Source organism: Paenibacillus sp. AK002, from assembly GCF_053903045.1.
This window is the reverse complement of the sequence record NZ_CP096377.1, coordinates 4,583,535-4,602,994: the sequence shown is the minus strand read 5'-3', so window position 1 is coordinate 4,602,994 and position 19,460 is coordinate 4,583,535. Positions and strand designations below refer to the sequence as shown.

21 protein-coding genes are annotated in these 19,460 nt (G+C 50.9%); all 21 read left to right on the top strand.

What is annotated here, in order from left to right; all coding sequences use genetic code 11:
- Positions 1-9: 9 nt before the first annotated feature.
- Positions 10-453, top strand: a complete 444-nt coding sequence (fliJ, locus tag M1D70_RS20395; protein ID WP_009594763.1) for a flagellar export protein FliJ — start codon at positions 10-12, stop codon at positions 451-453.
- Between the two features lie 38 nt (positions 454-491).
- Positions 492-1,424, top strand: a complete 933-nt coding sequence (locus tag M1D70_RS20390) for a kinesin (RefSeq protein WP_456287779.1) — start codon at positions 492-494, stop codon at positions 1,422-1,424.
- 46 nt (positions 1,425-1,470) lie between these two features.
- A complete protein-coding gene (locus M1D70_RS20385) occupies positions 1,471-2,817 on the top strand; it encodes a flagellar hook-length control protein FliK (RefSeq protein ID WP_456287778.1) in 1,347 nt (448 codons plus the stop codon).
- A gap of 20 nt (positions 2,818-2,837) precedes the next feature.
- On the top strand, positions 2,838-3,398 hold the full coding sequence (locus M1D70_RS20380; protein WP_433940611.1) for a flagellar hook capping FlgD N-terminal domain-containing protein: 561 nt from the start codon (positions 2,838-2,840) through the stop codon (positions 3,396-3,398).
- Positions 3,395-3,784 carry a TIGR02530 family flagellar biosynthesis protein gene (locus M1D70_RS20375; protein WP_036673620.1) on the top strand — a complete coding sequence of 130 codons (390 nt, stop codon included), beginning with the start codon at positions 3,395-3,397 and terminating at the stop codon, positions 3,782-3,784. The genes M1D70_RS20380 and M1D70_RS20375 overlap by 4 nt, the downstream gene beginning before the upstream one ends.
- A gap of 74 nt (positions 3,785-3,858) precedes the next feature.
- Entirely contained in the window at positions 3,859-4,683 is an 825-nt protein-coding gene (locus tag M1D70_RS20370) for a flagellar hook-basal body complex protein (protein WP_009594695.1), read from the top strand.
- A gap of 51 nt (positions 4,684-4,734) precedes the next feature.
- On the top strand, positions 4,735-4,959 hold the full coding sequence (locus tag M1D70_RS20365) for a flagellar FlbD family protein (protein WP_009594749.1): 225 nt from the start codon (positions 4,735-4,737) through the stop codon (positions 4,957-4,959).
- A complete protein-coding gene (locus M1D70_RS20360; protein WP_009594755.1) occupies positions 4,956-5,420 on the top strand; it encodes a flagellar basal body-associated FliL family protein in 465 nt (154 codons plus the stop codon). Before M1D70_RS20365 ends, M1D70_RS20360 begins: the two co-directional genes overlap by 4 nt.
- Positions 5,421-5,455: 35 nt before the next feature.
- Entirely contained in the window at positions 5,456-6,454 is a 999-nt protein-coding gene (gene fliM / locus M1D70_RS20355; RefSeq protein WP_009594751.1) for a flagellar motor switch protein FliM, read from the top strand.
- On the top strand, positions 6,444-7,706 hold the full coding sequence (fliY, locus tag M1D70_RS20350; RefSeq protein WP_456287777.1) for a flagellar motor switch phosphatase FliY: 1,263 nt from the start codon (positions 6,444-6,446) through the stop codon (positions 7,704-7,706). The genes fliM and fliY overlap by 11 nt, the downstream gene beginning before the upstream one ends.
- A gap of 29 nt (positions 7,707-7,735) precedes the next feature.
- A complete protein-coding gene (locus tag M1D70_RS20345) occupies positions 7,736-8,101 on the top strand; it encodes a response regulator (RefSeq protein WP_006211317.1) in 366 nt (121 codons plus the stop codon).
- Between the two features lie 11 nt (positions 8,102-8,112).
- Entirely contained in the window at positions 8,113-8,637 is a 525-nt protein-coding gene (locus M1D70_RS20340) for a flagellar biosynthetic protein FliO (RefSeq protein WP_036673618.1), read from the top strand.
- Positions 8,634-9,386 carry a flagellar type III secretion system pore protein FliP gene (gene fliP / locus M1D70_RS20335; protein WP_009594726.1) on the top strand — a complete coding sequence of 251 codons (753 nt, stop codon included), beginning with the start codon at positions 8,634-8,636 and terminating at the stop codon, positions 9,384-9,386. Before M1D70_RS20340 ends, fliP begins: the two co-directional genes overlap by 4 nt.
- A 40-nt stretch (positions 9,387-9,426) precedes the next feature.
- On the top strand, positions 9,427-9,696 hold the full coding sequence (gene fliQ, locus M1D70_RS20330) for a flagellar biosynthesis protein FliQ (RefSeq protein WP_009594725.1): 270 nt from the start codon (positions 9,427-9,429) through the stop codon (positions 9,694-9,696).
- An 11-nt stretch (positions 9,697-9,707) separates the two neighbouring features.
- Complete coding sequence (gene fliR, locus M1D70_RS20325) at positions 9,708-10,496, top strand: flagellar biosynthetic protein FliR (protein WP_036673615.1); 789 nt, start codon at positions 9,708-9,710, stop codon at positions 10,494-10,496.
- 20 nt (positions 10,497-10,516) lie between these two features.
- Positions 10,517-11,605 (top strand): flagellar biosynthesis protein FlhB, encoded by a 1,089-nt coding sequence (gene flhB / locus M1D70_RS20320; protein WP_036673629.1) that lies wholly within the window; start codon positions 10,517-10,519, stop codon positions 11,603-11,605.
- A gap of 24 nt (positions 11,606-11,629) precedes the next feature.
- Complete coding sequence (gene flhA / locus M1D70_RS20315) at positions 11,630-13,663, top strand: flagellar biosynthesis protein FlhA (RefSeq protein WP_009594696.1); 2,034 nt, start codon at positions 11,630-11,632, stop codon at positions 13,661-13,663.
- Positions 13,660-15,099: a flagellar biosynthesis protein FlhF gene (flhF, locus tag M1D70_RS20310; RefSeq protein ID WP_009594754.1), complete on the top strand. Its 1,440-nt coding sequence runs from the start codon at positions 13,660-13,662 to the stop codon at positions 15,097-15,099. Before flhA ends, flhF begins: the two co-directional genes overlap by 4 nt.
- Positions 15,096-15,986 carry a MinD/ParA family protein gene (locus M1D70_RS20305; protein ID WP_456287776.1) on the top strand — a complete coding sequence of 297 codons (891 nt, stop codon included), beginning with the start codon at positions 15,096-15,098 and terminating at the stop codon, positions 15,984-15,986. The genes flhF and M1D70_RS20305 overlap by 4 nt, the downstream gene beginning before the upstream one ends.
- 38 nt (positions 15,987-16,024) lie before the next feature.
- Complete coding sequence (locus M1D70_RS20300; RefSeq protein WP_009594752.1) at positions 16,025-17,359, top strand: protein-glutamate methylesterase/protein-glutamine glutaminase; 1,335 nt, start codon at positions 16,025-16,027, stop codon at positions 17,357-17,359.
- Between the two features lie 23 nt (positions 17,360-17,382).
- The gene (locus M1D70_RS20295) at positions 17,383-19,452 is read left to right on the top strand and encodes a chemotaxis protein CheA (RefSeq protein ID WP_009594704.1); all 2,070 of its coding nucleotides are present in this window, start codon (positions 17,383-17,385) and stop codon (positions 19,450-19,452) included.
- Positions 19,453-19,460: the final 8 nt, after the last annotated feature.

Sequence of the window (19,460 nt, the reverse complement as noted above, 5' to 3'; positions counted from 1 at the left end):
CTTTGAAGAATGAAATTTCATTATGCATTCCAGAAAATCGTAGACCTGAAAAGCAACGAGAAAACGCAAGCGGAATGGATGCTGTCAAGCGCCATCGGGAAGCTGCAGGCGGAAGAGAAAAGCCTGAATGAGCTGTATGAGATGCGGGATCAAATGTACCGTGCTCAGCAGGAAGCGGCATCGCGGTGCGTGCCTGTCGCAGAAATCCGAAACATTCAGGTCTATGCAGAGCACCTGGAAGAATGCATTGAACGGAAACGGGATGACATACGGATCGCCCATGTCAATGTAACGAAGAAACAAAAGGTACTGTCCGACAAAATGCTTGACGAAAAAGTGTGGCTGAAGGCAAGAGACAAATCCCAAGAAAAGTTCCGGCATGAAAGTCTCCTTCGGGAACAAAACGAGCTGGACGAAATGGCGACGGTACGTTTTGCGATCAGAGCCCGTTAAGGTTTGCAAACACCGGTGGGTATGACCGCGAGGGAGGAATGAGTGTGGCACGAAAAGACATGCCGCTTGATAAGGAAGAATCAGGCGGAGGATTTGAACGGATATTGTTGATTTTGGTACCTGCTATATTCACGATCGTTCTGCTCGGAGCGCTCGCCGTATTTTTCAGAGCCGATGTCCGGGATGGGCTGCTCGAAGTAGCCAATAAAATTCCGGTCGTTAAGAACTGGGTCCCTGACCCGGTGTTGACCCCGGAAGAGCAGAAGCTCAAAGAGGCGAAGCAGCAGGAAGAAAGCGCAGAAGCGACGATTGTGGAACTTAAGAAGCAGCTTGCCGAGAAAGAAGAAACGTTAAACCAAGTAACGGAGCAAAAAGCAACGCAGGAAAACAAGGTGAAAGAGCTGGAAACCCAAATAGAATCGATGCAAAGCACATCCACGGGCGGCGAGGCGGAAGAGGAAGACGCGTATACCAAGCAGATTCGTGAGCTGTCCAAGCTTTATGCGGACATGAGTCCCAGCAAAGCCGCACCGATCATGCAGAACCTGACGCTGGAAGAAATGGTGCTAATGCTGAGCCAAATGAAGAGCAGCAACCGGGTTGCCATCCTTCAGAAGATGGATCCGAAAACGGCGGCGGATGCAACCATGATGCTGAAAGACGCGGAGACCTCCGAAGATATTGCCATTGCCGCTTTGCAATCCAGGCTAAAGAAGAACGACGCGGAGGCTGCGCAGAAGAAAACCTCCGAGAACCTGGATAAAAGCCAGCTGAATCAGACTTTTGCCGGAATGACGCCCGCCAACGCCGCGGACCTGCTGATGCAAACGTACAAGATCAGCCCCGCGAAAACGATGACCATTCTAAATACGGTGGACGATGCTACGCGTTCGCGAATTTTAAATGCAATGTCCTCGAAAGACGCGGAGCTGGCAGCTAAGATATTGAATCGCCTGATGGGCTCTAAATAAGCTCTGAAATGAATCTCCATCCTCAGGAAAGGAGGTGAAATAGACGATGACAATAACGGTACAAAGCAGTATGTCTTCTTCCGTTAGCAGTACCGCGGGAAGCGGAAAGACCAGCGCAGCCGGTCAAGCGGCAACGGGTGTTTCCTTTGATGCGACGCTGGCTTACCAGATGAACGGCAGCGGCAGCGGCGCTGCAACAACTTCAACAGAAGTCGCGGCCAAGCTGGAATCCCTGCTTGCGCAGTATTCAGCGGAAACCGACGAATCGCTTGAAGGCTTAATGGAGCTGCTTCAAGGATTGCTGCAGGAGCTAGATACCATGGACCAGGCGTTAGAAGAGGATCCATCGTTATTGCAAGAGCTGCAGAACTGGCTGACGCAAGCGAACCTTCTGTTGAGCGGAACAGCTCCTCACGCCCAAGGTAACGCTGACGGCAATGAAATGCCGCCATTGGCTTCCCATCCGGAAACGATTCGGTTTGCGGTACAGGACACGATCAGCCAGCTGGCTTCGATGCTATCCAAATCGGGTCAAGTGGACCTCCAGACGGAGGCAGCCGTCAAACAACTTGTCCAGTCCTTCCAAAGTTTGCTTGGTCAAGGAACGGGGACTGGAGAAAGTAAAGCAAGCGGCAGTTTTGCCAACATCCTGAGCCAAAAGCAGCCGGACGCGGTACAGCCTAACATTGCAGCGAATACTGCAGGACAGTCGGCTTCATCTGAGACAACGGGGCAAGCGAACGCTAAATGGTCTACTCTGGCCACAAGTACCCCGGTTGACGGCACAGCAGCTGAATTTGCGTTAAACGAAGGAGATTCCCTATTGGAGCAGGGAACGGTTACTGCCGGTCAGCTGGCCCTGCGTTCCGGAACCCAAGTTGCGGTGAAACCTGCAGCTCCGCCGGTGCCTGTTGAGAATTTTTCTAACGAAATGACTTCCTTCATTATTAATAAGCTCGAAATCGTGAAGCAAACCGGTTTTACCGAAGCGAGAATCTCCTTGAATCCGGAGCATCTGGGCCAAGTAGACATCAAGCTAACGATGCAGAACGGCCAGTTGATCGCACAGTTCATGACGCGGTCGACGGATGCTAAAGAGCTGATTGACCAGCAAATGGCACAGCTTCGAAGCGCATTGCTGGCCCAAGGCCTTCAAGTTGAGAAAATTGAAGTTACGCAGAGCAGCCAGCCATCCAATGCCAATCTCTATCAGGATGGACGTCAGCCTGGATCAGGACAGCAGCAGCCGCAGCACCGCTCGAAGGAAAAAGATAGGCCTTCCGACGATGCCGTTCTTGCCGCGAATTTGACGGAAGAATTGAACGATTGGATTGCCGAGCATCAAGCCGACGATGAGACCTTGCAAGCAGGAACATTTACCGCGAAAGCCTAACAGTGAGGAGGTGAGCTTGGATGGCAACAAATCCGGTATCTACGAATAATATGTGGCCCAATTATGCCAAAGGAAACGTCAGCACTAAAAACGGAAACGGCCAAGAGCTTGGAAAGGACCAGTTCTTAAGCATTCTGATTACGCAATTGCGGCATCAGGATCCGCTTCAGCCGATGCAGGACCGGGAATTTATTGCCCAAATGGCCCAGTTTACTTCACTGGAGCAGCTGATGAATATCAATACTCAATTAACGGCAATGAGCCAGTCTTTGGGTGCTGCTTCGAGTTTGATCGGTAAACAGATCAGCTGGATGTTCAAGCCGGAGGATGGCTCAGATTCCGTCATGAAGAGCGGTCTTGTGGATTCCATCATCGTCCGCGAAGGCGTCCATTACGCAAAAGTCGGTGAAAGTGAAGTATCGCTTGACCAGATCGTGAAAATCGAGAACGCTATGGCCGAGAATGATCCAGGAGCAACGGATCCTGTTCCTTCCGAACCTGAAGCAGGCAATCCGGATCCGGGAGAGCCTGAAGCCGGAGACCCGGGACAAGATGAAGAGTCTGGGGGAACCTCACCATGAGTGACCGTATGATGATCGGGCATTTATTTCCCGGGAAAATACATCCCGCAGCGCTTCACAATGAACGAAAAACAACGCAAGCTCAACATAATCCTCCACCCGGGACGTTTCAGGAGCTCTTAAATGAGAATCTCCTTAAAATTAGCAATCATGCGGCGAAGAGACTACAGCAGCGCGGCATTGAATTGAAGGGGGATCAGTTGGAACAGATCCAGAGTGCGGTGGATAAAGCCGCAGCGAAGGGGAGCAAGGAATCGCTCATTCTGATGAAGGACATGGCCCTTATCGTGAATATTCCGAATCGGACCGTAGTTACGGCGATGGATGGCAAGGCGATGAAAGACAACGTGTTCACGCAAATCGATAGTGCAGTTATTATTTCATAAATCTGGCTGGCCCGTGAGGAAGCCAGGCGGCCGCTGATCGACAGAAGCGGTCCATAACAGAAGGAGGAAAATCGATGTTAAGATCCATGTATTCCGGCATTTCCGGAATGAGAGGTTTCCAAACCAAACTTGACGTCATTGGTAATAATATTGCCAACGTAAATACGGTTGGGTTTAAAGCGGGACGTGTCATGTTTAAAGATATTCTCAGCCAAACGATGTCCGGCGTAACGCCGGGAACCGACGATCCATCCGGCGGCGTAAACGCAAAGCAGATCGGTCTCGGCGTATCCATCGGCTCGATTGATACTTTGCATACGCCAGGCAGTGCAATGACAACCAATAATCCGACAGACCTGAGAATTGACGGAGACGGATTCTTCATGGTGAAGCTCAGCGAGGATCAAGAAGTGCCTTTCTTAACTCGTGCTGGCGACTTCCATGTCGACGTAGCGCGTAACCTGGTCACTTCGGACGGTATGCTCGTTCTCGATTCGGCGGGTGACCCAATCCAGCTGGACGAAGAGGTTACGGCATTCACAATTGCTCAGAATGGCGCCATCATTCAGAAGATGAGTGACGGAACGACGGAAGAAGGAGCCATTATCGGCGTTGCGAAAATTCCGAATCCGGAAGGCCTGGAAAAAATCGGAGGCAATATGTATCGCGTGACCCTGAATGCAGTTCCGGATGGCGATCTGGCTGCCGTCATGTTTGATGGGAATAACGCGGAAGAAGGAACAGGTGCGATTATTGCCGGTCAGCTTGAAATGTCCAACGTTGACTTGACAGGCGAATTTTCTGAAATGATCGTCGCTCAGCGCGGCTTCCAAGCTAACTCCCGGATTATCACGACTTCGGATGAAGTGCTTCAAGAAGTTGTCAATCTGAAACGATAAGGATGGATAGGGAGGGGCCCTCCCCTCCCTAATTAAACAAGGAGGCTATCCATGATATCGGTAACGAGGTTAAATGGTTCGCAGTTGTGGCTTAACGCGCTGTTGATAGAAATGGTTGAGGAGACTCCTGACACCTACATTACTTTGATTAATGGAAAACGGATGATTGTGCTTGAAAGTGCAAATGAAATCATCGCTTCCGTTAAGGCGTATCACCACGAGGTAGGCATTCATCAAGCCACCATTAAAGTGCAGCAATTGGAGGAACCTTCATGAAAAAGATGCTCCCCTGGTTAATTACGATCCTGTTATCGATTACGCTGATTGTCCTGGCCATCTTCCTGTTGTCGGACAAGCTGCTTGGCGATAACGGAAAAAGTCAGGCTTCGGCCAATGCCGCGGCTTTATCCAAGTTGTCGGCCGACGAGATCGTAAAGATGACATCGGAAATAACCGGTATCAAGACGAATCTGGCAGATCCTGAATTTGTTGCCCAGATGGCCTTTGCTTTTCAGCTTAACGATAAAAAAGCAAAGGAAGAATTCGATAAAATCAAGGAAATCAAGATCAAACCAATTATTATCAAAACGCTGGCCGACACGAAACCCGAATTACTGAATGATTCCAAAGGGCGCGAACAGTTTATTGCCAAGCTGCAAAACCTGATCAATAAGTCGTTAACGTCCGGTCACTTGATTCAAATCGAAATGACAGAAGTAATGATCGTAGGTATCTAGACTGTTCGTCGGACGACCTGTAAGGGGGTGAGTAGATGGTTGATGTTTTATCGCAGAATGAGATCGATGCCTTATTGGCCGCTCTCTCTTCAGGGGAAATGGATGCTGAAGAACTGAAAAAAGAGGAAACGCAAAAGAAAATCCGTTCTTACGATTTTAAGAGGGCCCTCCGTTTTTCGAAGGATCATATTCGAAGCTTGACTCGGATCCACGAGAACTTTGCACGCTATTTGACGACCTACTTCTCGGCGCAGTTACGTACTTTTGTGCAAATCAATGTGGTGCAGGTTGAACAGCTTCCGTATGATGAATTTATTCGCTCCATACCAAAAATGACAGTTCTTAATATATTTGAAGCCGAACCGCTCGTAGGTCGGATGGTGCTTGAGGTCCATCCCAACATTGCCTACGCGATGCTGGACCGATTGCTTGGAGGAACGGGCATTGCTCCGTCTTCCATCAGCTCGATGACCGAAATCGAAACGATTATCATGGAGCGCATATTCAGCCGGGCGTTCGATAGCCTCCAGGAGGCATGGAAAACGGTACTGGATATATCCCCGCGCCTCGAAGCATTGGAAACGAATCCGCAATTCATGCAGATCGTGTCACCGAACGAAACCATTGCGCTAATATCCCTTAGCACAAAAATCGGCGATACCACGGGCATGATTAACCTGTGCATACCGCATGTGGTGCTGGAGCCGATCATGTCCAAGCTGTCCGCGCATCAATGGTTCATCTCGGAGAAAAAAGCGAGCGTTCCGGAGGAAGTGGATGCTCTTAAACAGCGCGTAAGCAAAGCCAAGCTTCCGATCGTTGCCGAGCTGGGCGTTTCGCAGCTTACCGTGTCCGAGTTCTTGGGACTGAGCGTCGGCGACGTTATTTCGTTAAACAAGCCGATGCATGACGGACTATCCATCAAGGTCGGCGACAAATTAAAGTTTATTGGCAGTCCCGGAACGATAAAAGACCGGGTTGCTGTACAAATCGATGAAATTGTCATCGAAGGAGCTGAAGAATTTGACGAGTAAAGATTATTTATCCCAGGAAGAAATCGACGCTTTGTTAAAACAGTCGGAAATGGCATCACCAGCATCAATTCCTTCGGCGGCGACTGTCGATGACGTATTAACACCTCTGGAGCAGGATGCGCTGGGTGAGATCGGTAACATAACCTTCGGCAGCGCTGCAACCGCCCTGTCCACCTTGCTGGGCAAAAAAGTGGACATCACGACCCCCAGAGTTTCGATCATTAAGCGAAGCGAGTTCGAGGAAGAATTTCCGAAGCCGCATGTTGCGGTACATGTTAAGTACGTGGACGGATTTGAAGGAATTAATTCGCTGGTCATTAAGACACGCGATGCACAGGTCATTGCCGATCTCATGTTAGGCGGGGAAGGCAACCCGGTGGAAGAGGAACTCAATGAGATTCATATCAGTGCCGTTCAGGAAGCGATGAACCAGATGATGGGGTCTTCCGCAACGAGCATGTCGACGATTTTCAACCGGTTTGTCAATATATCGCCGCCAGGCATTGACATTCTCAACATGGCGAACGGGGAAGGGGTCAACAACCTGCCGCCGGATGAAACACTGATTAAGATTTCTTTCCGATTAATTATCGGTGAACTTATTGATTCAACCATTATGCAGCTGCTGCCCGTTCATTTCTCCAAGGATATGGTTCACATGCTCATCAACGGGACAGAAGAACCGCAGCCTGCGAAGCAGGAAGCTGCTCCGGCGGTGGAAGCGCCGGCCAGTGCCCAGGAATCGGTACAAGCACCGGTTAATCCGGCACAAACCCAAGACATGGGTCAAGGCTACGATTATGGACAAGGCTACGGTCAGCCTATGCCAGGACATGGCGGGCCCATCCCGCAGCAATCCATGCCATACGGTCAGCCGCAGACGCCTTACCAAGCACAGCCGCAGCAGTATGGCGGCATGCCGAATCGCAATGTGAATGTACAGCCCGTGCAGTTCGCTAATCTGCAATCAGCACCGTACACCCAGGTGGATGAAAACAATCTGAACTTACTGATGGACATTCCCCTTAAAGTCACCGTAGAATTAGGGAGGACCCAAAAGCAAATTAAGGATATCCTGGAAATGTCGCAAGGTTCGATTATCGAGCTGGACAAGCTGGCCGGTGAGCCTGTTGACATCCTCGTCAATCATAAACTGATTGCCAAAGGCGAGGTCGTTGTCATCGATGAGAACTTTGGCGTGCGTGTGACGGATATCGTAAGCCAATGGGACCGGATTCAAAAATTACAATAGCACAAACATTTTAGGGAGGATTTTTATCAATGGCTAACCGAATTCTGATCGTGGACGATGCTGCATTTATGAGAATGATGATCCGTGACATATTGGTCAAGAACGGATTCGAGGTTGTGGGGGAAGCACAGGACGGTGCACAAGCAATCGAGAAATTTAAAGAACTTCGTCCAGATCTGATTACGATGGATATTACGATGCCGGAAATGGATGGTATCGCAGCGCTTAAAGAGATTAAAAAAGTAGATGCCAATGCCAAAGTAATTATGTGCTCTGCCATGGGTCAGCAAGCGATGGTTATTGACGCAATCCAAGCCGGAGCGAAAGACTTCATCGTTAAACCGTTCCAATCGGACAGAGTTATTGAAGCCATCAACAAGACGCTTGGCGTATAAGGATTCTTCTTATGATGATGGCAGCTTCTGACAGATTGGGCTCAAGTAGTACTACCGGGTATTATTTACAGTTGTTTTATGTCTTTATCGTACTTGCCATCATCATTGCGTTGATCGTGTTCCTGATTCGCTTTCTAGGCAGAAAGAATCAGAGCTGGATGCAGGGCCGCTCCATTCGTACTTTGGGTGCGGTTGGTATGGGCCCTAACAAATCCCTTCAGCTCGTCGAAATTGGGGGCAGCATCTATGTGATCGGAGTTGGCGAAGACGTCCGGTTGGTGGACAAAATTTCTGATCCCGCTGAAGTTGCGCTTATCCAAGCTGCATTTGAACAGGATTCTGGAATACATAATGGGGCACTGCCGCCTTTTATAACGAAATTGGCGGCAAAACTCCGTAAAGACAAACCACCGGAAGAAATTGAGTTGGACGATACATCTTCTTTCCATGAAGTGTTCGAATCCAAGCTGCGCAGCGTACCGAACCGGAAAGAAAAGGTCGAAGAATTGCTGCGGGAGGATCATAAGGATTCATGAATAAAAAGATCTCGTACGCTATCACGATTTTCATCATGTTTGGATTATTGTTTTCCCATACGGCATTCGCGGATCCGATTCCGAACATTGATATTCAAATCGGTAATGAGGGAGACGCACCGGGGACAAGCTCCTTGTCCTTGATACTCCTGATCACCATTCTTAGTATTGCACCGGCGATTCTGGTGCTGATGACAAGTTTTACAAGGATTGTTATCGTGCTCGGCTTTGTCCGTACTTCGCTCGGAACACAGCAAACACCGCCAAACCAAGTGTTGATCGGCCTGGCGCTGTTCCTTACCTTGTTCGTTATGGCTCCCACGTTGTCCTCGATGAACGAGGTCGCGCTGCAGCCCTACCTCAAAGGGGAGATCACTCAAGCGGAAGCACTGGATAAGGCTCAAGACCCGATGAAGAAGTTCATGTTCGCGCACACAAGGGAAAAGGACCTGTTGCTGTTCATGAATTACACCGGCGCGGAGAAACCCGAATCCTACGAGGACATTCCATTAACGGTTTTAGTTCCGGCATTTGCCATTAGCGAGCTGAAGACGGGTTTCCAAATGGGTTTTATGATCTTCATCCCGTTTCTGGTCATCGATATCGTGGTTGCCAGCGTGCTGATGGCAATGGGGATGATGATGCTGCCGCCGGTCATGATCTCGCTGCCATTCAAGATTTTGCTCTTTGTTTTGGTGGACGGCTGGTATCTGGTAGTGAAATCCATGCTGATGAGCTTTAACCCGTAGCAATAAGCGGCAAGCAATTCGAATACAGGGGGACTAAGCCGTGAGCGCTGAATTTATTATCGGTCTGGCAGGACAAGCGGTCTATATTGTGCTCCAGGTGAGCGCGCCGATGCTGGTTCTCGCACTGGTTGTGGGACTAATCATCAGTATTTTTCAAGCGACAACACAAATCCAGGAACAGACGCTGGCTTTCGTACCAAAAATCATTATCGTTCTTGTAGCGTTACTGCTGTTTGGTCCTTGGATCTTAACGACGTTAGTGGATTTTACGCACGGTATTTTGGACAATCTCTACAAATATATCGGATAGGCTGAGTGTCCATGGAATGGTTGCAGCAAAGTTTACCAGTTTTCATGCTTATTTTTTGTCGAATAACATCTTTTTTTGTAATATCGCCAGTGTTTGCTTCGCGCGGTATACCTTCTTCTTACAAAATAGCCCTGTCGGCCATTATCGCCCTGATCGTTTATCTATCGTTCGGGCTCGGGGAAGTGGTTCCGCAAGATCTGTCATACGTCATCTTAATCGTCCAGGAAGTGCTGGTGGGACTGCTTCTAGGGTTCACTGCTTATCTCATCATGGCTGTCGTCCAAACTGCCGGGGCATTAATTGATATTCAGATCGGTTTCAGCATGGCGAATGTCATCGACCCGTTTACGGGGACGTCCACCCCATTAATCGGGAACTTCAAGTATTATCTCGCTCTGCTGGTGTTCCTGAGCATGAATGGTCACCATTATTTGTTTGATGCAATTATGTACAGTTATGATTGGATCCCAATCACGGGTGACGTGTTTGGGAAGATACATGAGGGTAACGTAACGGATTTTCTCGTTCGGACATTCTCGCACTCGTTTGTATTGGCCATTCAAATGGCGGCTCCGCTGGTGGCAGCCCTGTTCCTGACCGATGTTGGGCTTGGCTTTCTGGCAAGGACGGCTCCGCAGTTCAACGTGTTTGTCATCGGGATTATTATCAAAATCATCGTTGGGCTCGTGCTGCTGATGCTGCTTATGCCGATGCTGGTGTCCCTGTTTGATCATCTGTTTGCCAAAATGTTTGAAGCGCTCCGTGAGCTGCTCGGCGTTCTTGGCGACGAGCCGACTTAAGGAGGATGGAGGTGAAGCGGATGTCATACCGGTATCCGGTCGACTTACAGCTGTTCGCTGGCGAAAAGACGGAGAAAGCCACACCGAAGAAGCGCCAGGATACGCGTAAGAAGGGCCAAGTTGCCAAGAGCATGGAGGTATCGGGTGCATCGGTTTTGCTGGCGGCTTTCTTCTGCCTGTTGATCTTTGGCGGTTATATGAGGGACCGCACCGTTCGACTATTCACCGATATATACATTAATCGGCTCTCCATGAATGTAACGAAAGATAATGTGATGCAGCTGTTCGGGGAATATGGCGTTCAAATCTTGCTTCTGCTCGCGCCTTTGTTCATTTCGATTTTCGTTATAGCGCTGGTCGCTAATTATTTGCAGGTCGGATTTATGTTAACCGGCGAGACGCTGAAAATGAAGTTCAGCAAAATCGACCCCATCAAGGGGTTCAAAAATATATTCTCGATGCGTTCATTGGTCGAGTTTTTGAAATCGGTCATCAAGTTGACCATTATCGGTTACCTCGTGTACAGCACCTTGTGGGCTGCCAGGGAGGATTTGTCCTCCTTATCGACGATGGGACCCGATACCATCTTTCATTTCGTGGCCGATATCACCATGTCGCTCGGTTTTAAGATTGCCGTCGGGCTGATCATTCTGGCCGTTCTGGATTACATGTATCAGAAATACGATTACGAGAAAAACATTCGGATGTCCAAGCAGGACATCAAAGACGAGTACAAAAAAATGGAAGGCGATCCGCTGATCAAAGGAAAGATCAGGGAGCGCCAGCGTCGGATGGCACTTCAGCGGATGATGCAGGAAGTTCCGAATGCCGACGTCATCATCACGAACCCGACCCACTTCGCAGTGGCGATCAAATATGACGGGTCCACGATGGAAGCTCCGCAAATCATTGCAAAAGGCCAAGATTTCATGGCCTTGCGGATTAAGGAAATCGCGAAGGAACACGGAATTATAACGATGGAAAACAAGCCGCTGGCACGCGCTTTGTACCAACGGTCGGAAATCGGGGATTCGATTCCGGGAGACCTGTTCCAGGCCGTAGCGGAAGTGCTGGCCTATGTATATAAACTAAAAGGTAAAGCGAAATAACTAGGGACCGGAGGCGTCTGTGCAGTGAAAATAAAAGATCTATCTGTCCTTGCGGGTGTCATTGGCATCGTACTCATGATGATTCTTCCGATCCCGATATGGCTGCTCGATGTACTTCTGATTATCAATATCTCGCTGGCGCTCATCATTTTGCTGGTGGCCATGAATACGAAGGAAGCGCTCGATTTCTCCATTTTTCCTTCCTTATTGCTCATCACGACACTCTTTCGAGTAGCGCTTAACATATCGACAACGAAGCTGATCCTGTCGGAAGCTAACGCAGGCGAAGTTGTTGCCACGTTCGGCAAATGGATTGCCAACGGCGAAATTGCGGTTGGCTTCATCGTCTTCTTGATCCTCGTCGTCGTACAGTTCATCGTCATTACCAAAGGCTCGGAACGGGTAGCCGAGGTTGCGGCAAGATTTACCCTCGACGCGATGCCGGGTAAGCAGATGAGCATCGATGCGGATCTGAACGCGGGTCTGATCAATGAGCAGCAAGCCAGGGAGCGCCGCAGCAAGATCGAGCGCGAAGCCGACTTTTACGGCGCCATGGATGGTGCGAGTAAATTCGTCAAGGGTGATGCCATCGCCACGATCGTCATCATGCTCATCAATCTGATCGGCGGATTTATTATCGGGATCTCGATTCACGGCATGTCGTTCGGAGACGCGATGAGCACCTACTCGATCCTGACGATCGGGGACGGATTGGTCAGCCAGATTCCGGCTCTCCTGATTTCCACGGCAGCGGGCCTGATAGTTACGCGTGCTTCATCCGAAGGAAATCTGGCTGAGGATCTGACGGGGCAGCTCTTCTCATATCCTCATCTGTTGTACATTGTTGCAGGGACCGTCCTGCTGCTGGGGATCTTCACACCGATTCATCTGATCACGACCGCGCCGATTGCACTCATACTTTTTATCGCGGCACGGACGATGCAGAACAATTTGGATCGCAAGCAGGTGGAAGTGGAGCAGTTGGAAGAGGAACAGCAGATCGAAGAGGTGCGAAGCCCGGAAAGTGTGATCAACCTCTTGCAGGTCGATCCTATCGAATTCGAATTCGGATATGGGTTGATTCCGCTGGCAGACGCGCAGCAGGGCGGGGACTTATTGGACCGTATCATTATGATCCGGAGACAATGCGCGCTTGAACTGGGGCTCGTCGTGCCGGTCATCCGAATTCGCGACAATATTCAACTAAAACCGAACGAATATGTCATAAAAATAAAAGGGAATGCTGTCGGCGGCGGTGAATTATTATTAAATCACTATCTCGCCATGAGCCCGGGATACGAGGACGATTCCGTAACAGGGATCGAGACGACGGAACCGGCGTTCGGGCTTCCTGCACTGTGGATTGACGAAGCCATGAAGGAACGGGCGGATCTGGCCGGTTATACCGTTGTGGATCCACCGTCCGTCGTTGCTACCCATCTGACGGAACTCATTAAGAGACATGCCCATGAGCTGATCGGACGCCAGGAAACCAAGGCATTGGTAGACAATATTCGAGAAAGCTATCCGGTCCTTGTGGACGAGCTCATTCCTTCCGTGCTGACCATCGGGGAAGTGCAAAAGGTATTGGCCAAGCTCCTCCGCGAGAAGATCTCCATCCGGGATATGGTTACGATTCTCGAGACCCTTGCCGACTACGGGCATTATTCGAAGGACCCTGATGTCCTTACCGAATATGTAAGGCAAGCCCTATCACGGCAGATTACACAGCAATACGCTCAAGAAGGAGAGGCGATGCGGGTCATCACGGTCGGACCGCAGCTGGAGAAGAAGATCGCCGAGAGCGTTCAGCAGAGCGACCAAGGAAGCTATCTCGCGATGGATCCGGCATCCACGCAGAGCGTGTTTCAAAAGCTCAGCGAGCAGGTCAATCGGATTATTCAGATGGGACAGCAGCCCGTGCTGCTGACCTCGCCGGCCATAAGAATGTATCTGCGGCAGGTCATTGAACGAAGCATGCAGGATATCCCGGTGTTGTCCTATAGCGAGCTGGAGCCTAACGTCGAAATTCAAAGTGTCGGAGTGGTGAACTTATGAGAGTGAAAAGGTATATCGTCGACACGATGCCTGAGGCGATGCAGCATATTCGTACGGATTTGGGTGCGGATGCCGTCATACTGAGCACGAAGGAAACCAAGGTAGGCGGGTTCCTCGGAATGTTCACCCGCAAGAAAATAGAGGTGATCGCGGCGGTAGAGCAGGCGGAGAAGCCCAAGGGCTCTGCCCCGGTCAAGCCCAAAGTTACGCCTTCTGTTCCCTCAGGGGCTGTACCCAAGGCCTACCAGCGAACGGCTGAAATTTCGAAGCAAGGCCCTAAAACCTCCCCGCTTCCAGTGAATAACGCGGATAACGCAGCGGATGCTCGGCAAGAGGCCGACTATAGCCGCTTTGCCGAGTTGCTTAGCCAGGTGGCAGCTTCCGAGGAGGTTGTGGACAGGCAAAAGGACGAGGTCAGCCAGACGCAGCAGACTGCAGAGGCCGATACGGCAGCGGTACGCAGCGATTCAACGGAAGCCGCTGCTTCTGTTGAAGCAAAGAAACCATCCCGCGGGGGACAGGAGGAGTCGTTAAGTTCACGACTGGGAATCAGCGAATCCGAACAGAGGGTCCTTGAAGAGCTTAAGGAAATGAAGGAATGGATCGCGCGATTATCCAGGCAGAATCTGGAGGCGCAGCATCTTCCCGAGCCGCTGCATGTTATCCGGGATCAGCTGCTGAAGCAGGATCTATCGGCCAAGCTGGCGGAAGAGTGGCTCGCGGCCGCGGAAGATGCCTGGAAAGCCAGCCAAATGCAGATGAGCGAGACCGAGCTTCTGAACGTGATTTATAAGCAGGCCGAGGCGTTCCTTGAGGGGCGTATCGGCGACGGCGTTCAGCCCGGGACGCGGATCGTATATGTCGCTGGCCCAACGGGGGTCGGCAAAACAACCACGATTGCGAAGATCGCTGCAGAGCAGCTGTTCCGTAATCAACGCAAGGTAGGCTTCATTACGTCCGATACGTATCGGATATCCGCCGTTGAACAGCTTCGCACTTATGCTTCCATTCTCAATGTGCCGATGGAGGTCGTGCAGTCGCCCGGCGACATGCAGCGAGCCCTTCAGAAGCTCCAGGATTGCGATTTGGTATTAATGGATACGGCCGGCCGGAACTATCGGAATGAGCTGCTCGTTTCCGAGCTTCAAAGCCTGTTCTCCCATTCCGATCAAAGCGAAACTTATCTTGTTCTCAGCCTCACATCCAAGAGCAGCGATATGATCGAAATCGCGGATCATTTCAGCAAATACGAGCTGGATAAGGTCATATTCACGAAGATGGATGAAACCGGAAGCTACGGCGCCTTGTTTAATCTGATCGATGCCCACAACCTTCGCCTGTCTTATATGACCAATGGTCAAAATGTGCCCGATGATCTGTTGATGGCCGACCCTGAACGGTTATGCCATCTGCTGCTGGGAGAGAGTCGTACATGACGGATCAAGCTCACTCGCTTCGCCAGTTGGTTTCGGCCCAGCAGCCCGGGGATAGCGCCAAGGCGACCTCCGCAAGAACCGCCAAGATCATAACCGTCAGCAGCGGCAAAGGCGGGGTTGGGAAATCCAATTTCACGTTAAATTTTGCATTGACTTTGCAATCGTTGGGAAAAAAGGTTCTGGTCTTTGATGCCGATATCGGCATGGCAAACATTGACGTTCTGATGGGTGTTACCTCTCGGTACAGCCTGTATCATCTCATCCGCCGGGAGAAGAGCATAGAAGAAGTGATCCAGTATGGGCCGGATAAGCTGCCTTACATTGCCGGAGGTTCGGGTTTGGCGGACATGATGTCCCTGTCCGAGGAAGAGATGGATTATTTCATATCCCAGATCGAGCGCATTGCTTCCGGGATGGACTACATCATCTTCGATACAGGGGCCGGCTTATCCAAGGAAAACATGAAGTTTATTACCTCCGCTGATCAATGCTTTGTCGTTACGACGCCGGAGCCGACGTCCATCACGGATGCCTATGCGTTAATCAAGGTGGTCCACGGCACGGAAAGCAAGGTTCCGTTCAGCCTGATCGTCAACCGTGCAGGGGACGAGGAAGAGGCTCGTGAGGCGGCGGGCAAAATTATTTTGACGGCCCAGCGTTTTCTGGACATCGACATCAAGCTGCTCGGCTCGATTGCCGATGATACGCATGTTGTCCAGTCCGTTAAGCGACAGGTTCCGTTTACGGCAGCTTATCCACGGTGTAACGCTTCCAGTGATATCAGACGGATCGCGCTTCGTTACTTGGCCGTTCCTGCTGTCGCGGAGCCGGAAACTCCGAAGGGAATCAAAGGATTTATGCATCGATGGCTTAAACGTACGAAATGATTCTTCGGTTGGATTAATGGAAATAGGAGTGGACATCTATGAAGCCTTTTCGTGTGCTCGTCGTGGACGATTCCGCATTTATGAGGAAAATCTTTTCCGATTTCATCGAGCGCGACAAGTCTTTCCAGGTTGTCGGGACAGCCGAGAACGGGCTTGACGCCGTTGAGAAAGTAAAGGAACTGAATCCTGACGTTATTACGCTGGATGTAGAAATGCCGGAAATGAACGGGCTGGATGCTTTGAAGCTCATTATGGATGCGGGACCCCGTCCGGTTATCATGTTATCCGGCCTTAATGAACAAGGCATGAGGGAGACCATTCTTGCCCTCGAGGCAGGAGCATTTGATTTTATACGAAAGCCTTCCATATCGAATGCGCTTGATATTGAGCAGGTGCGTTCCGAATTGATGAAGCAGCTGAATGCGGCGATGCAGGCTAAACAGCGGAGGGCCTTGTGGGAAGAAGAAGAGCAGAGACGGCGGAGTGCGGACATCACGCTTCCTCTTTCGCCAAAGCCTTCTGAGACGACGCCGAAAAAGAAGCCGCAGGTGAAAGAAACGAGACCGGCGGCCAAAGGAACGGATCAGCGCGGCAAGCCGGCTGAACCGCTTCGCATGCCGGTATCCCGCTCGGTCGGGGAGAAGGCGGCTCTCCCGGACGTACCGGAGCTTTCCGGTTTCAAGCGAAAACGGGTTGAACGCAAACCTGAAGCGGAGTCGGCGCCAGCCGTGCTTCCCAAGAACGAGAGCCGCCCGCCGAGAGAGGCAAATGCCCAGCCGTCAACCGACCTGAAAGATTTGGTGGCGGTCGGCTGCTCAACGGGTGGCCCAAGAGCATTGAAAGCTTTTCTCGAGCAGATTCCCGGCGACTTCCATGCCCCGATCGTCATCGTTCAGCATATGCCGCCGAATTTCACCAAATCGCTTGCCCAGCGCCTGAATTCATTCAGTCAGCTGGAGGTCATGGAAGCAGAACACGGCATGGTATTGGAGCCAGGCAAGGCATACATTGCCCCGGGCGGCAGCCACATGAGGGTTCATCGTTCGGAAGGCGGTGCGTACCAAATCAGGATAAGCCAGGATGAGACCCGCAACGGCCATCGCCCGTCGGTGGATGTGCTGTTCGAATCCCTGCTGCCGTTGACCTCGGTCAAGCGGCATGCCGTTCTGATGACCGGCATGGGGAGCGATGGAGCGAGAATGATGAAGGAGCTTTACGATGCCGGCGTGACATCCACCTTCGCCGAGAGCGAGCAAACCTGCGTCGTATACGGGATGCCGAGATCTGCCGTCGAGCTGGGATGCGTAAGCCACGTTTTGCCGCTTCATGAAATTGCACCGAGGATGGTTCAAGCTGTAAATAACGGAAAGTGAACTTGAAGAGGAGGTGTCTCTCAATGGACATGAATCAATATTTGACAATGTTTATTGATGAGTCAAATGATCATCTGCAATCATTAAATGAAAACATGCTTCAATTAGAAAGCAACCCGGACGATATCGGGATCGTACAGATTATTTTCCGATCGGCTCATACGTTGAAAGGCATGGCGGCAACGATGGGATTTGAAGATCTGGCTTCTCTTACCCACCAGATGGAAAACGTACTGGATCTTGTCCGGAACGAAAAGCTTAAGATGCAGGATTTTATCTTTGACACGCTCTTCAAAAGCTTGGACGCTCTTGAATCGATGGTGCAGGATATTACCGAAGGCGGCGACGGAAAGGCGGACGTGTCCGCCATTGTAGCCTCCTTGCAGTCCATTGTGCGCGGAGAAGGCGCCTCGACTAACGGGGGATCTGTCGAAGGGAATAACGCCGCTGTGGCCGTTCAGGGAATCGAATTGGATGAGTTTCAATTTTCCGTGCTGGATCAATCGATTTCAGAAGGTCATCAGGTTCTATATATCCAAGTGACATTGCGAGAGGATTGCCAACTCAAAGCGGTTCGGGCCTACATGGTATTCGAAACGCTGGAGAGATCCGGTGAAATCGTCAAGACCTATCCGGACGTTCAAGAGATTGAACAAGGTGAATTCGATCGCGTATTTTCGTTGTATTACATAACGCAAAGAGAAACGCAAGATATTGAAAGCCAGATTCTGGGCGTTTCAGAGATTGAAGCTGCGACGGTGGTGGCGCTCGATCATGAATCCTTGCAGCAAATGGTTCAGGAGAGCGCGGCTACAGCCGAAGCGGTGAAGCCCGAAGCTCCTACGGCAGCTCCGGCGGCCGGGGGTTCACCGGAAGCCAAAAGCGCTCCTGCGCCTGCCAAAGAATCCAAGGCGCCTGCGCGTAATGCGGGGGGAGGCAATCCTTCTAGAACGATCCGGGTTGATATTGAACGGCTGGATGTATTGATGAATCTGTTTAGCGAGCTTCTGATTGACCGGGTGCGCCTGGAGCAGCTGGCCAGCGAGTCCAAAAACCAGGAGCTGACGGACACGGTTGAGCATATGAGCCGCGTAAGCAGCGATTTGCAGAATATCGTCCTGAAGCTGCGCATGGTGCCTGTGGATACGGTGTTCAACCGTTTTCCAAGGATGGTGCGGGACCTTGCCAAAACATTGGACAAGAAGATCGACTTGATTATTACCGGGGCCGACACGGAGCTGGACCGCACGGTAATCGACGAGATCGGCGACCCTCTGGTCCACTTGCTGCGAAACTCGGCTGACCATGGCGTCGAACCTGTTGCCGACCGCATAGCAGCCGGTAAACCGGAGACCGGTACCGTGCACCTGCGCGCGTTCCATAGCGGCAACAATGTGTTCATCGAGATTGAAGACGACGGGCGCGGCATCTACCGCGATAAAATTTTGAAGAATGCGCTGGCCAAAGGCGTCGTCACGGAAGCTGAGGCAGCGTCCATGACAGATGACGAGGTGAATCAGCTGCTGTTCGCTCCCGGATTCAGCACCGCCGAGAAAATTTCGGATGTATCCGGCCGCGGCGTAGGACTCGACGTCGTTAAATCGAAGATTGTTGCCTTGGGCGGTAACGTCACGATCTACTCCACTCCGGGAAAAGGCACCAATTTTTCGGTTCAGCTTCCATTAACGCTGTCCATCATTGCAGCCATGCTGATCCGGATGGGATCGGAGAAATATGCGATTCCGTTGTCCTCCATCGTTGAAACGGGCATCATCAAGCGCGGGCAGATCAAGCATGTGCACGGAAGCCGCATGATTCAGTTCCGGGAGTCGATGATACCGGTGATCTCGCTTAGCCGTTTGTTTGAAGTTCCGGATTTTGATGAGGAGCGGGAAGAGGAAACGGAGATTGTTGTGATCCGCAAAGGGGATCGTTTGGCTGCGCTCACCATTGATGATTTTATCGGACAGAGTGAAATCGTCATTAAAAACCTGGGCAAATATCTGCCTGCCATACAAGGGGTATCCGGCGCTACCATTCTTGGAGATGGACAAGTGGCTCTTATCATCGACGCAAATGCATTTATCAAATAATGGGTTGC